The 13177-nt window shown below is 63.3% G+C and carries 14 protein-coding genes; 6 read left to right on the forward strand and 8 right to left on the reverse strand.

Annotated elements, in window-relative coordinates; translation table 11 throughout:
- Positions 1–459 precede the first annotated feature (459 nt).
- Positions 460–2034: a sodium/solute symporter gene (locus tag AB6M95_RS04070; RefSeq protein ID WP_371385457.1), complete on the reverse strand. Its 1575-nt coding sequence runs from the start codon at positions 2032–2034 to the stop codon at positions 460–462.
- Between the two features lie 2 nt (positions 2035–2036).
- Entirely contained in the window at positions 2037–2339 is a 303-nt protein-coding gene (locus AB6M95_RS04075; RefSeq protein WP_371385458.1) for a DUF485 domain-containing protein, read from the reverse strand.
- A gap of 218 nt (positions 2340–2557) precedes the next feature.
- Here AB6M95_RS04075 and AB6M95_RS04080 point away from each other — a divergent pair, with 218 nt between their 5' ends.
- From AB6M95_RS04080 to AB6M95_RS04100, 5 genes are all read left to right on the forward strand, one after another.
- The gene (locus AB6M95_RS04080) at positions 2558–3592 is read left to right on the forward strand and encodes a putative nucleotidyltransferase substrate binding domain-containing protein (RefSeq protein ID WP_371385459.1); all 1035 of its coding nucleotides are present in this window, start codon (positions 2558–2560) and stop codon (positions 3590–3592) included.
- A gap of 79 nt (positions 3593–3671) precedes the next feature.
- Complete coding sequence (locus tag AB6M95_RS04085) at positions 3672–5222, forward strand: glycosyltransferase family 9 protein (RefSeq protein ID WP_371385460.1); 1551 nt, start codon at positions 3672–3674, stop codon at positions 5220–5222.
- A gap of 78 nt (positions 5223–5300) precedes the next feature.
- Complete coding sequence (locus AB6M95_RS04090) at positions 5301–5903, forward strand: DUF8043 domain-containing protein (RefSeq protein ID WP_371385461.1); 603 nt, start codon at positions 5301–5303, stop codon at positions 5901–5903.
- A 2-nt stretch (positions 5904–5905) separates the two neighbouring features.
- Positions 5906–6262, forward strand: coding sequence for a hypothetical protein (locus AB6M95_RS04095; protein WP_371385462.1), 357 nt, complete (start codon positions 5906–5908; stop codon positions 6260–6262).
- A gap of 408 nt (positions 6263–6670) precedes the next feature.
- Entirely contained in the window at positions 6671–6796 is a 126-nt protein-coding gene (locus tag AB6M95_RS04100; RefSeq protein WP_371385463.1) for a hypothetical protein, read from the forward strand.
- A 14-nt stretch (positions 6797–6810) separates the two neighbouring features.
- Here the strand turns inward: AB6M95_RS04100 and AB6M95_RS04105 are convergent, their stop codons facing one another.
- Both AB6M95_RS04105 and mltC read right to left on the reverse strand, forming a co-directional pair.
- Positions 6811–7740, reverse strand: coding sequence for a hypothetical protein (locus AB6M95_RS04105; RefSeq protein ID WP_371385464.1), 930 nt, complete (start codon positions 7738–7740; stop codon positions 6811–6813).
- Between the two features lie 12 nt (positions 7741–7752).
- The gene (gene mltC, locus AB6M95_RS04110) at positions 7753–8910 is read right to left on the reverse strand and encodes a membrane-bound lytic murein transglycosylase MltC (protein WP_371385465.1); all 1158 of its coding nucleotides are present in this window, start codon (positions 8908–8910) and stop codon (positions 7753–7755) included.
- Positions 8911–9030: 120 nt separating this feature from the next.
- On the opposite strand from mltC, the gene AB6M95_RS04115 reads away from it, so the two are divergent.
- Entirely contained in the window at positions 9031–9339 is a 309-nt protein-coding gene (locus AB6M95_RS04115; protein WP_371385466.1) for an Hpt domain-containing protein, read from the forward strand.
- Positions 9340–9606: 267 nt separating this feature from the next.
- Here the strand turns inward: AB6M95_RS04115 and AB6M95_RS04120 are convergent, their stop codons facing one another.
- From AB6M95_RS04120 to AB6M95_RS04135, 4 genes are all read right to left on the reverse strand, one after another.
- A complete protein-coding gene (locus AB6M95_RS04120; RefSeq protein ID WP_371385467.1) occupies positions 9607–10398 on the reverse strand; it encodes a 2-amino-3,7-dideoxy-D-threo-hept-6-ulosonate synthase in 792 nt (263 codons plus the stop codon).
- 239 nt (positions 10399–10637) lie between these two features.
- Positions 10638–11021, reverse strand: coding sequence for a RidA family protein (locus AB6M95_RS04125; protein ID WP_371385468.1), 384 nt, complete (start codon positions 11019–11021; stop codon positions 10638–10640).
- A gap of 20 nt (positions 11022–11041) precedes the next feature.
- Positions 11042–12007, reverse strand: coding sequence for a nucleoside recognition domain-containing protein (locus tag AB6M95_RS04130; protein ID WP_371385469.1), 966 nt, complete (start codon positions 12005–12007; stop codon positions 11042–11044).
- 19 nt (positions 12008–12026) lie between these two features.
- Positions 12027–13085, reverse strand: a complete 1059-nt coding sequence (locus AB6M95_RS04135) for a glycosyltransferase (protein WP_371385470.1) — start codon at positions 13083–13085, stop codon at positions 12027–12029.
- Between the last annotated feature and the right edge of the window lie 92 nt (positions 13086–13177).

A 13177-nucleotide genomic window follows, 5' to 3' on the forward strand; every position in this document is an offset into this window, starting at 1 on the left:
CGAACAACCATCGCTGATCCATAGGTTTGACCTCATTCCAGGGCATGGGCACCTCCAGGCTCTCATGCCCAAAGTGTTACCCATGTTCCCGGGCTAATGTGTTACCTATGTACCCGGGCTGTACCCCCTTCTCCCCTTCCCCCGGACCCCCATCCCCTTTTCCTTCCTAAACTTTTTGTATGCGCGTTCGCGCGTGCGGCGGGTAGAGAGAAAGAGTGCTCCTTCTTCTCGAAATGAGCGGGGTAGCAAGGCGACGGGAAGAGAGGCAGGGCGGTTGTGTCCGCACGGCCCCCCGCGAAGCGGCGACAAAAAGTTTTGGAGAGTCCAGAGAACCTTTTTCAAAAGGTTCTCTGGCGGGGTCCGGGGCAGCGCCCCGGCCGCCGGAGGCATCCCAAACGACGCAGGGCGGCGCCGAGATGACTCGGCGCCGCCCTTTATGGGGAGAGGGGTGTGTGGGGGTTACGCTTGTTCGGGGCCGTGGAGCAGGGCCATGACCTCCATGGTGTCGGGCGGCAGGGCGTCTTCGCCCTTGGCGGCGTATTCCATCTTGGACACTGTGTAAATAGCGATGAAGGACAGGATCATCACGAACCCGCCGGGGTTGTTGTACTGCAGGAAGTGCGGCAGCATGGATTTGCCGAGGATCATGAAGAACGAGCCAACGATGCCGACGACCAGCCCGGCGCAGGCCCCGCCCTTGGTCATCTTCGGCCACCACACGCCCATGACCAGGACCGGGAAGAAGGTGGACGCGGCGATGGCGAAGGCCAGTCCCACGAGGATGGCGATTTGCATGGATTCGGCCCAGAAGCCCAGGGGGATGCCGAGCAGTCCCACGGCGATGGAGGCCACGCGGGCGACCTTGACGCGGGAGCGTTCGGGCATGTCCGGGTTGAAGACGTTGACCACCAGGTCGTGGCCGATGGCTCCGGCCGAGGCGATGATCAGCCCGGCCACGGTGGACAGGATGGCGGCGAAGGCCCCGGCCACCACGATGCCGAGCAGGACCTGACCGCCGAAGTAGGAGCCCGCCACGGGCACGGCCAGGTTCTTGCCGTTGTCGGCCAGCCACTGCATCAGGTGCGGGGAGACGCCCATGGATTCGCCCTGCAGGAAGACGTAGCGGATGACGTGGCCCACGTAGGGGCTCAGGATGTAGAACATGCCGATGAGGAAGAGCACGTAGATGACGGTCCTGCGCGCGGCCTTGCCGTCCGGGGCGGTGTAGAAGCGCACCAGGATGTGCGGCAGTCCGGCGGTGCCGAACATGAGCGCGAGCAGCAGGGACAGGGTGTCCTTGAGGCTGGTCAGCCAGTAGGCCGGGCTGGTGTAGGCGGCCCCGTCGAACTCCTTGCCGGTGATGGGCGTGCTGCCCTTGAACTCGGACAGGAACTTGACCACGTCGGTGTAGGTCAGACCCTTGATCATGAAGGGAATGAAGGCCAGCAGGAACATGGCCCCGAACAGGATCCAGAACTGGACCAGCTGGTTGACGGTGGTGGCCTTCATGCCGCCCACGGTGACGTAGAAGGTGATGATGCAGGCGATGATGATGATGGACGTGGAGTAGTCCAGGTTGAGCAGCAGGCCCATGACCTTGCCCGCGCCGAGCATCTGCGGGGCCATGTAGAAGAGCGAGATGAAGAGCACGCCGATCACGCCGAGAATGCGCGCCGTCTTGGAGTGGAAGCGTTCCGAGACGAAGTCGGGCACGGTGTAGCGCCCGAACTTGCGCAGGGGGCTGGCCAGGAAAAGCAGCAGGGCGATGTAGCCCACGAAGAAGCCCAGGGCGTAGATGATCCCGTCGAAGCCGAACAGGAAGGCCACGCCGGCCACGCCCAGGAACGAGGCGGCGGACAGGTAGTCCGAGGAAATGGCCGAGGCGTTGATGAAAGAGTTGACCTTGCGTCCCGCCAGGTAATAGTCGGCCGAGGTTTTCTGGCTACGGAACATGAAGGTGGTGACCACGGTGAAGGCCAGCATGGCCCCGATGAGCAGCAGGGCCGTGACCGGTATCTGATATCCGAGTTCCATGACTACGCTCCTTCCCGGGCTTCCATGGCGTCCATGGTTTCCGGAGTTGCGACGGTTTCGGCGATTTCATCCTCTATCTCGTTGGCCTTGCCCACGTACCAGATGAACAGCGCCCAGGTGATCGGGTAGATGGCCACGGCCACCAGCCAGTAGTGCAGGGGGAATCCCAGGATGCTCGTCCCGGTTACCCATGCCCCTCCCAGGTAGACGAGCAGGAAGACGCCGATGACGAAGGCGAAATAGGGAATGCCCACGCCGAGCGCGATGCTGAGCTGCCGTTTGCGAATCCTTTCGATTTGGTCCATTTTTTTACCCCCAATACGGTTGAAAGTTTGCCGTTGAAGCCCTTTTACAGTAGGGAAAACAAAGGGAGCATCCGTTTTCAGGTAAGCGGTAGAAGCCGGGCGGTCGCGGGTTGGGCCCCTGACGCCCCGGCGGCGAACGGGCGGTTTTTCCCGGTCAACGGTTGGACTTTTTGCCATGGAGCGTGGGCTTGGACAGGAATTTGAACGGTGAGCGGCCCGTGAACGGTCTGAGAGACGTCCCGGACGGCCTTTTGGGGGAATTGCGCGTCATGGCCCGCGAGGGCAAGCTGGCGGGTATCCGCCGCATCCGGCTTGATCTGGTCCAGGAGTGGCTGGACCGGGGGGCGACCGCCGAGCGGGCGTGCAAGCGGCTGACCCGGTTCAACCGCGACGTGGTCACCGCCGTGCTCGAGGCCCATGCCGTGGAGTACCTGTGGCTTTCGCGGTGCACCTTCATGGAGTTCGGCTCGGGCGGCCGCGAGGAGATGGTCCCGGGCTCGGACCAGGACAACGGCCTGCTCATCCCGATTGAGGTGGATGAGGCCGAAGTGGATGACTGCACCCAGTCCATCGTCGTCGCCCTGGACGGCGCGGGGCTCTCCCTGTGCGACGGCGGGGTCATGGTCAGCAATGCCGAATGGCGGGGGGATTTCGACACCTGGCTGGACCGGTTGACCGGCTGGCTGTCCAACCCGGCGGAAAAGGGGCCGTGGCAGTCCGGGCTGATCCTCGACTTCCAGGCCGTGTTCGGGGCCGAGGAGGAGGTCCGGCGCATGCGCGAACGGTTGTGGGACTACGTGCGCACCAAGCCCATCGCCCTGTCCCTGCTGGTCCGCGAGCTGACCGACTACCGGCTGCCCCTGACCTTGTTCGGGGCGTTCATCACCGAGCGCGAAGGCCCATGGCACGGGTTCCTGAATATCAAGTCGTCGGTCCTGGCCCACCTGACCAACAGCGCGCGCATCCTGGCGCTCAAGCACGGCGTGCACCCGCACAACACCTGCGACCGCATCCGCGCCCTGGGCGGGGCCGGACACATCTCCGAGCACCACTCCCGGTCCCTGCTCGACGCCTGGGAATACCTGCAGCGCAAGCGGCTCGAGATCGGCCTGGAGTGCGACCGCACCGGACTGCCGCCGCACAACTACATCAACCCGGCGGCCCTGGACCGGGGAGAGCGGATTCGCCTCAAGGCAGCCATCCACGCGGTGGAAAAGCTCGTCCGGCTGGTCCAGGCCGGTTCCGGCCTCTGATTCGGCTCCTTTTTTGCAATGATCCCGCGTGCTGGCGGTTTTCCGACGGCGCGTTCGTCTATATATAAGGATTTGGCTCGTGAACGTCCTAATCATCAACCTGACCCGTTTTGGGGACCTCATCCAGACCCAGCCCGTGATCGCCGGTTTCAAGAGCCGGGGGCACCGGGTGGGGCTGGTCTGCCTGTCCAACTTCGCTTCGGCGGCCAGCCTGCTCGACGGCGTGGATCGGGTCTTCGCCTTTCCCGGCGCGGGGTTGCTCTCCGGCCTGGACAGGGACTGGCGGCTGGCCGTGCGCGACCTGAGCGGTTTCCGGCAGTCCGTGTTCGACAACTTTCCGCCCGACGAGACCGTGAACCTGACGCCGTCGATCTCCTCCCGGCTTCTGGCCTACGGGCTGACCCCGGCGTCCGGCAAGGCCACGGGCTTCACCGTGGACGAACTCGGCTTCAACGCGGACACCTCCACCTGGGCCGCGTTCCTGCAATTGGCCGGGGCCAACCGGGGGGCCAGCCCGTTCAACATCTGCGATCTTTTCCGCCGGGCCGCCGGGCTGGACCGCGAGGGCAATGCCCTGGTCCTGGCCGCTCCCGGCGAGGCGGCTCTGGCCCGAGCGGACGAACTGCTGTCCGTGCCGGGCGTGACGGGTGCGGGATTTGCCGCCCTGCAACCGGGAGCCAGCGAGGAGCGCCGCCGCTGGCCCGTGGACTATTTTCTCCGGACCGCCCGCATGCTCCACGAGCGGGACGGCCTGGTGCCGGTCCTGCTCGGGACCGGGGGCGAAGCCGGGCTGGGCGCGCGTTTTGCCGAGGGCGCGGATTTTCCGTTCATCGACTGCATGGGCAAGACCTCCCTGACCGAACTGGCCGCCGTCTTGAGCCGCTGCCGGGTCCTGCTGACCAACGACACCGGGACCATGCACCTGGCCGCGGGCCTGAACGTGCCGCTGTGCGCGGTCTTCCTGGCCACGGCCCAGCCCTGGGACACGGGGCCGTACCGGGCGGGCGACATCTGCCTGGAGCCGGACATGGACTGTCACCCGTGCTCCTTCGGCAAAACCTGCCCCCACGACGAGGCCTGCCGCCGGGCCGTGACCCCGGAGGCCATGTACGCCTGCGCCCGCGCCCTGGTGAGGGGGGGCGATCCCGAGCCCGTGCCCGGCGCGCGCATCTGGCGGACGAGGACCGGTGCGGACGGGTTCATGGAGCTTCAATCCCTGTCCGGGCACGACGGGGCGGACCGGACCCTGTGGATCGGCCTGCAGCGGGCGCACTTCCGCGCCTTCCTGGACGGCGAGGCGGCCCCGGTGCGTGCCGGCCTGGGTGCGCGGCTCGGCCCGGCCATGCGGCGGGAGCTGTCCAAAACTTTGACGAGTGCGCGGGACATGCTCTTCCTGCTCTCGCAGCAGGGCGTGCTCCTGCGCGTGAACCCCAGGCCCCAGGCCAAGACCAAGTTTCTGGCTTCCTGGCAGCGCGTGCAGAATATCTTGTCATCCAACAATTACTTGAATATATTGGCCTTGTTGTGGATGTTCGAAAGCCAGCGCCAGGGAGACGACCTCGCCTCCCTTCTGTCTGTGGCCGAGCGCCATCTGGGGCTCCTGACCGCGCTGCTCGACGACTTGGCCTGATCGGCATGAATCTTGAATTGTACGGATTGCACCGGAACAATCGGCAAATTTTATCTACTCACGGAGGAGAAGGTCAGCATGATCATCATCGATGGAAAGCAATATGATATTGGCGCACAGAATTTCGAGAACCTCGAACAGGTCTTCACCAAAGTGGTCGAGGACGGCCATCTGGAGGACCGCATCGTGACGGACGTCATGGTCAACCAGGAGCCGTTCACCGAGATTTACCCCCACCAGGCCGAGGACATCGACATGTCCGAGGTCGAGTCCGTGGAGATCGTGACCATGGCCACCGAGGACATGGCCGTGGAGATCACCCTGGAGCTCTACAAGGTCGTCAACCTCATGAGCGAGGGCGGCAAGCGCGTGGCGGCCCTGTTCCGCCAGGCCGACGACGCCGAGGCCCTGGAGACCTACCAGGATCTCATCGACGTCATCCGCAACTTCCTGAACATGATCGGCATCCTGCGCGACGAATATTCCCTCAAGGATCATCCGACTTATCTGGAGAGCGCCGAGGAGCTCAACGCCATGTTCACCGAGATGAGCGCCGTGCTCGAGAACGAGGACTGGATTCTTTTGGCCGATCTGCTTGAATATGAATTCCTGCCGGCGGTGGAGAAATGGAAAAAGGTCATCAAATCCCTGCGGGACGACATCCGCAAGGTGAAGAAATAGACATGGCCCGGCGTATCCGCATGCTCGACGAGGCCATCTCCATCGGTCTCCGGGAGCTCGAATTCCTGGTGGCGGGGGACGTGTACGCGGCCGAACGGTTGGCTCATTCCCGCGAACAGCTCCTCGACGAGGCCATGCTCGGCCTGTCCGGGGACAATCTCAAGCTGCTGGCCGACAAGCTCGTCGAAATGAAGTCTCTGCACGACGAGATCACCGGCGAGGCCCGAAAACTCAGGCAGTCGCTGAAGCAGGACCTGACCAGCATGAAGCGCCAGAACAAGCGCATCGCCGGCTACAGCTACGGGGCGGGAAACTTGCCCCGGCTGGCCAAGGAACGGTTCATCAACAAGAAGGGCTGATCTTCTCCGAAAAGACTACGGGAAAGCCCCGGCCGTCGGCCGGGGCTTTTTTGCGCCGCCGGGCCGCTTTCGGACGAACCATTTGACTCCGCAGTGGATTTGGGCGATGGCACTGTTGGTCTTTTCAAGGGCCGCCGGGGTTTTTCGGCCCCGTGAAACCGAATGGACAACGGACAACCGCATGCACATCGCCTTCGTCAATTCCACCCGCAAATGGGGCGGGGTCAAGACCTGGACCCTGGGTTACGCCGTGGAACTCATGGCTCAAGGTTTTGGGGTAGCGCCCATGGCCGATAGGTTCATCCCGGTGGCCCGCGATATCGGCGGCGTGCACAAGTATGGCCTGACCTCCTGCCCACCCAGAGTGCCGCCGAGGCCATCCGGGACATCCTGGGCTAGCTGCTGGGCATGAACCGGGCGCGGCTGGACGAGGTCAAGGAGGCGAGCCTGGCGGCCTGCCGGGCCACCTTCAACCTGCCGAAAAAAGTCGATGAATTCGAGCGCTGGGTGCGCGACGAGGTCGTCGGCGGCTGATCCGCCTTTCCCTTTTACAGATTGATCCAGTGAAGACGGCCGGAATTCCGGTCCGCCCTGGCCGTTGCCGTGAACTCGATGCCCATGCGGGTGAAGCCGGGGCGGCCCTCTTCAAGCGTGCGCACTTCGCCCGCGTACCAGTATGGCTTGAAGGTCTTTTCCCGGAAATTGAACATGAACAGGTTGATGACCACCGGCGTGGACACGGTGCAGGTCTCGGGCACGAGCCGGTTGAGCACGGACAGGCCGAGTCCGCCGCCGGAGATGTTGATGACCGCGTTGGCGCTCTGGTCCGGCCCGTCCGAGGCGAACGAATTGACCCCGATCTGCGGGGCCGCGTCCTCGAAGGCCAGCTCCGACGTTCCGGGCGAGGCGGTCCACAGCTTGACCCGGATGAACTGCTGGTCGGCCACGCGCTTGCGCTGGTGCTTGCGGCGGGGGATGAGCGCGTAGTCGTTGGGCCCGGCCAGGACCAGCCGGTCGGCCCTGCGCCCGTCGCGGTCCGACTCCACCAGGGTGGCGGTGAAGGAGTTGATCCGGCCGTCTCGCGTCTTCATGGGCGCGAACACGCAGACCAGTTCGTTGCCGGGCCTGGTCCGGATGACATCCAGCCGTTCGATGATCTCGCACTGTATCTTGTTGGATTTCGCGGCGGTGATCACGCAGCGCACGGCCACGGACTCGTCGTCCGGCCCGGCCAGCACGTCCACCACCACGCCCTTCTGCTGCAGGGTGCGCGGAATGCCCGTGCGCGTGGAATGGGAATTGTGATGTCCGGGGCGTCTCAGCAGCCTGAGCCCGATGAGGAGCAGGACCAGGGCCGCCAGCCCGAGCAATACGGCCCCGGCCAGGCGGAGGTACTCCGGCGATACGCCGGGGAAGAGTAGGGCAATGAGCCGGTCGAATTGGGCTTCGGCGGAAGAGATCAGTTCCTGCAGGTTCATGGCTCGCGGTGACTAGAAGTTGACGAACTGCTTCTTGGCTTCAAGAACCTTGCCAAGATAGCGCCGGGTCTCGTCGAAGGGAAGCTCCTTGCGCAGCGTTTCATACACCCCGGCCGGCTGCATGGCGTTGATCTTTTCGGCCGCGCGGTCCCTGTCCTTGTCAAAGGTCTTGAGCACGCCGCCCGCGCCCCCGTTGTAGCCGGCGATGACGCAGTACTCCCTGGACACCGGGTTCCTGATCGCGCCCAGGAATTTCGAGTCGAGCAGGTGCAGGTAGGCCGTGCCGTAGGCGATGTTGGTCGGCGGCTCGAACAGGTCCTTGCGCGAGGGCTGCCCGGACTTGCCGTGCAGTAAGCGGTACACGTCGCTGCCCGCCGTGGACGGGACCACCTGCATCAGCCCCACGGCCGAGGCGGCGCTGACCGCGAACGGGTTGAAGTCGGACTCCACCCTCATGATGGCGTAGACCAGGTTCCGGCTGATCTCGAACCGCTTGGCGGTCGTTCGCACCAGTTCGCGGTATTTGGCCGCGCGCACGTTGAGGTGGTCCTTGACCATGTCGAAGGTCACGTACCGGGCGGTCTTGCCCCGGACCGGGCGGGTCTTGAGATCGTTGGCGATGAGATGGTCGGCGAATTGCCCGGCACGCCATTCCCAGCGGATGTCCCGGCCGTCCGCGTCCTTGACCTCGCCCAGCAGGAACGGGGTGTCCCCGAGCTTGACGGTCTTGGCCGAATAGAGGTCCACGGCGCGCGGGTCGCCGGGGGTGAGCAGGGTGGTCACGATGGCGTTGCGCAGGCTCTTGAGGGGCTCTTTCTCGGCCACGGTCTCGACCGTGATCACTCCGGTGTCGAAGTCCACGCTGGCCCGCGAGAGGTAGTTGTCCGTGTATTTGACGTACTGCTTGGGCGCGGGCATGCGCGCGTCGTCCTTGCCCCACACCCCGGTCACTGCCTTGGTAAAGGCCTCCAGGAGTTTCTGGAAATTTTTCAGGTCGTTGCCGATGGCCGCCGGATTGGTGGCGTAGCCGATGGCCTTGTCCCGGGCCAGGGCCTCGGCCGCTGCCGCCGGGTTGCCCGTGGCTGCGGCTCGGGCGATGCGCACGGCGTCGTACCGGGAGCAGGAGGCCATCAGGCAGGTCAGCATCAGCAAAAGGATTGTTCGTGTCATATCGTGGTAATGAGATTTTTGTTTGACAGCAGATTGTCTATCCTTAATGTCCGCCTGAATCATACGTTCGAATTTTCACATATTCAACCAAGTGCACTGGCCTGCACCAAGGATATACCCATGTGCGAGTACCCGGAGGTCGAGCGGATCCCGTCCGATCTGGAAAAATTGCTGGATCGGTTTTTCGACGTCTCCCGCCAGGACCTCGAACAGATGCGCAACGCCCTGCACGTTCGGGATTTCGAAACCCTGGTCCGCCTGGGACACACGGCTCGCGGCACCGGCAGCGGCTACGGGTTCAAGGGCATGGGCATGATCGGCCACGAGATCGAACAGGCCGCCCTGAAACGCGATCCCGACGCCCTGGAACAGCACGTGGACACCCTGGCCCGCTACCTCGACACCGTCCGGGTCGAATTCGACGGCTAGAGGAATACAAGCCTCCTCGCCGGAGCAACTCCCGATGACAAATACCCGCCGCAGGGCCGTGCGTTCGCGCCCGGCCCTGTTTCTTTCAGGTCATCATTCCACTTGGGCACCGCAAGGTAAAGGGGCAAGACTCTTTTGTACGCCCACACTCGCGAAGCGCAAAAAAAGGTTAGGAAAGGGCTGGGGATGGGGGCCGGGGAAAGAGGAGAGTTCCAACCCTTTCCAAAGGGCTTCCCTCTTCTCTTCCCCCGGCCGCCGGAGGCCTTCTTAAAGCAGCTCCATGGCGGCGTCGACGGTCCAGTCTTCGTGGACGACCTTGTTCAGGGCGGCCACGATCTTGGCCGGGTTGGCGTGCTGGAAGATGTTCCGGCCCACGGACAGGCCGCTGCCGCCCGCCTGGATGGAGTCGTGGACCATCTGGACGAGGTCGCGGTCGGAGTCGAGCTTGGGTCCGCCCGCGATGACCACGGGCACGCAGCAGCCGTCGACTACGCGCGCGAAGGTTTCGGGGTCGCCGGTGTAGTTGACCTTGACGATGTCCGCGCCGAGCTCCACGCCCACCCGGGCGCAGTGGGCCACGATCTGCGGGTCGTATTCGTTTTTGATCTTGGGGCCGCGCGCGTACATCATGGCCAGCACGGGCATGCCCCATTCGCCTGCTTCGAAGCAGAGCCTGCCGAGGTCGGCGAGCATCTGCGGCTCGGTCTCGTCGCCGAGGTTGACGTGGATGGACACGGCGTCCGCGCCGAGCTTGAGGGCGTCGGTCACGGTGCCGACCATGGCCTTGGCGTTGGGGAAGGGGGACAGGGAGGTGGAGGCGGACAGGTGGATGATCAGGCCGATGTCCTTGCCGCCCGCGCGGTGGGAGCAGCGGGGGATGCCCTTGTGCATGAGCACGGCGTTGGCCCCGCCCTCGGCCACCTGGTTGACGGTCTCGCGCAGGTCCACGATGCCGTAGATGGGGCCCACGGTCACGCCGTGGTCCAGGGGGACCACGATGGTCCGGCCGTTGTTGCGGTTCATGATGCGTTCCATCCGAATGGCTTTTCCGAGATGCATGACGGTGCTCCTTGTGTCTGGCGGCTGCGGCGCGGCCCAAAAAGAAAGAGGCCGCGGACTATGCCCGCGGCCTCTTGGTTGGTTCTTCTTTGTTTAAAGACTAGCGCACACCAAGACCGCAGGCGTTCCTGATAAAGCTAAAAAAGAAAAAGAAACGGGCGGTGTTGCTATGCATGAAATGGAAGTACTTGTTTTGCGTTGAAACTGTCAAGTAGAGTTTTGTTACGCGTTTTCGACGATTAATCGATGACGGCCACGCACTTGAACTCGACCAGTCCGCCGAGCGGCAGGCCGGCCACCTGTACTGCGGCCCGCGCGGGTTTGTGGCTGGAGAAGTATTCGGCGTAGATGCCGTTCAGGTCGGCGAACCGGCCCATGTCCATGATGAACACATCCACGGCCATGACCTTGTCCAGGGAGGACCCGGCCTCTTCGAGGATGGCCTTGAGGTTTTTCAGGGCCTGGCGGGTCTGGGCCTTGAAGCCTTCGGCCAGCTTGCCTTCGGACGGGATGATGCCGAGCTGTCCGGAGACGTACAGGGTGCCGTTCACGGCGGTTGCCTGGGAGTAGGGGCCCACGGCGGCCGGGGCTTTATCGGTATGGATGAGCTGGATATCGGACATGGTGTTCTCCTTGTCAGAGGTTATTTGTCGGCCCAGAGATAGGCAGCGCGGGCCCGTTCGGGCACGCGTCGGACGATCTGGACGATGGCGGCCATGGCCAGCACGGCGAAGATGAGGCGTCCCCAGAGCACGCCGCTCAGGTGCCCGCCGATGAGTATGATCAGCAACGTATCCTCGATGAGCGAGTGGCACAAGCCCATGAAGGTCAGGGAGTAGAAGACGTCTTCCTTGCTCAGGCTTCCGTTGCGGGCCTCGCTGATGATCAGCCCGCCGCCGTAGGACAGCCCCATGGTCAGGCCGATGACGGTGATGGCCGAGGCCTTGGGCCCGATGCCGATGAGGTCGAGCACGGGCCGCAGGATGCGGTTCATGAGGTCAATGACGCCGATGGCCTGGAGCACGCGCATGACGGTGATCAGGGAGAAGATGATGCAGAAGATGGACGCCAGGTTTCGGACCTGGCCCAGCGCCCAGGCAGCGATGGAGCCGGTCCCGGCGGATGGGTCGGTCTGGAAGAGCATGGGCGCGGGGCCGCTCAGGGTGCCGGTGGCCGAGTAGACCATGTGGAGCAGCCAGGCCAGGACAAAGGCCCCGAGCATGCGCACGCAGCACTGGAAGAGGAACCGGGCTCCGGAGCGGTCGGCGATGGCGGTCTCGATGGGCAGGCCGTGGGCCACGAGCATGAGCACGCCGAGCACCGTGGCCTGGGCCGCGGTCAGGGGCGCGTCCCCGGCAAAGGAGGCCAGGACGATCATGCCGGTGTAGATGTTGTTGATCAGGGTGGTGGCCCAGACGAGCCCCATCTCGGCGGGCAGGCCGAGCACGTTCATGATCGGCTCCAGCGGCCAGGCCAGGTACTTGATCAGGTCGAGCTCCTGGAGGATTTTGACCAGGATGAGCACCGGAATCATGATCTTGAACAACTCGTAGGAAGACGAAAAGGCATTTTGCAGGATTTCCCGCAGAATTCTCAAAACGGTTTTCATGAAGTGGGATCGTGGCTGATCAGGCGATTGTGTGTAACCAGGCGAGCAATTCCCTGGCCTGTTTGTCGATGGAAAACGTTTTTTCGGCGTGTTCCCTGAAGGCCCGTTTCAAGGAGAGCAATTGCTCTTCCGGCATGTCCAGCAGCTTGGCCAGGGTCGCGCGAAATTCCTTGCCTTCACCGGCCGGCTCGACCAGAAGGTTGGTCCATTCGGGAGGCCAGATTTCCGGAGGGCCGCCGATGTTCCGGGCCACTGAAACCAGACCATTGGCCATGGCCTCCTCAAGGGCGATGCCAAGGGGTTCGCATCCTGTGGGTAGAACGAATATGTCGGCTCTTCGGAGCTCTTCCTGCACGTTCTTGACGAACCCGGTCCATTCGACCTGCTTGTCCAGTCCGAGCATACGGCATTGTTGCTTGAGTCGCTCTTCATCCTTGCCCGTACCCACGATAATGCAACGGAAATCATATCCGTCTTTTTTCAGCAGCGAGAGCCCCTCGATCAGGTGGCCGTGCTGTTTGTCCGGATTGAGTTGGCTGGTGGCGATGATCACCCGTGGGGCGTTGACGGATGCGGGCGGCGCGGGGCTTATCTCCGTGCCCGGATAAATGAATCCAAAAGGGTAGTCCCGATAGATGGGTACGGAGCGAAGCAGCGCCTGTCTGACGAAATCGCTGCAGGTGACCAGGGCCGGCTTGAGCAGCCGTTGGGTCAATCTCGTTTTGAAGCGATTTTGCACGTCGCCGGGCGCCCCAAGATGCTGGACCATGGGGATGCCCGCCAGCCGGGCGGCCACGCCTGCCGTGCGTAGATCCTTGGAGATGTTCAGAATCAACATCTCGGTTCTGTGGATTCTGAATAATCGCAGGAAAAAAAGAATTGAAGAAGGATTGAAATCAAAGCCGAATGCATGCTCCGTGGCCGGGATGCCGAGAGCTCGGGCCTTGTCTATGAATGGGCCTGGCCTGCCCACGATGGCTGCGTCATGCCCCAGTTTGCGCATGGCAAGGGCATTGTCCAGGGACCATGTCTTGACCCCGCCCCATTTGCGTGTGGAGTTGACGAAAAGGATATTCATGCTTTCTAGCCGAGTAGTCCTCATGTGCGACCCAAGAACGAACCGCGTGAGTGTGTTTCTGGGGCGCACCATAGGGGATATCAGATCAAAAG

The organism is Pseudodesulfovibrio karagichevae, from assembly GCF_041414475.1.
Taxonomy (GTDB): domain Bacteria; phylum Desulfobacterota; class Desulfovibrionia; order Desulfovibrionales; family Desulfovibrionaceae; genus Pseudodesulfovibrio; species Pseudodesulfovibrio karagichevae.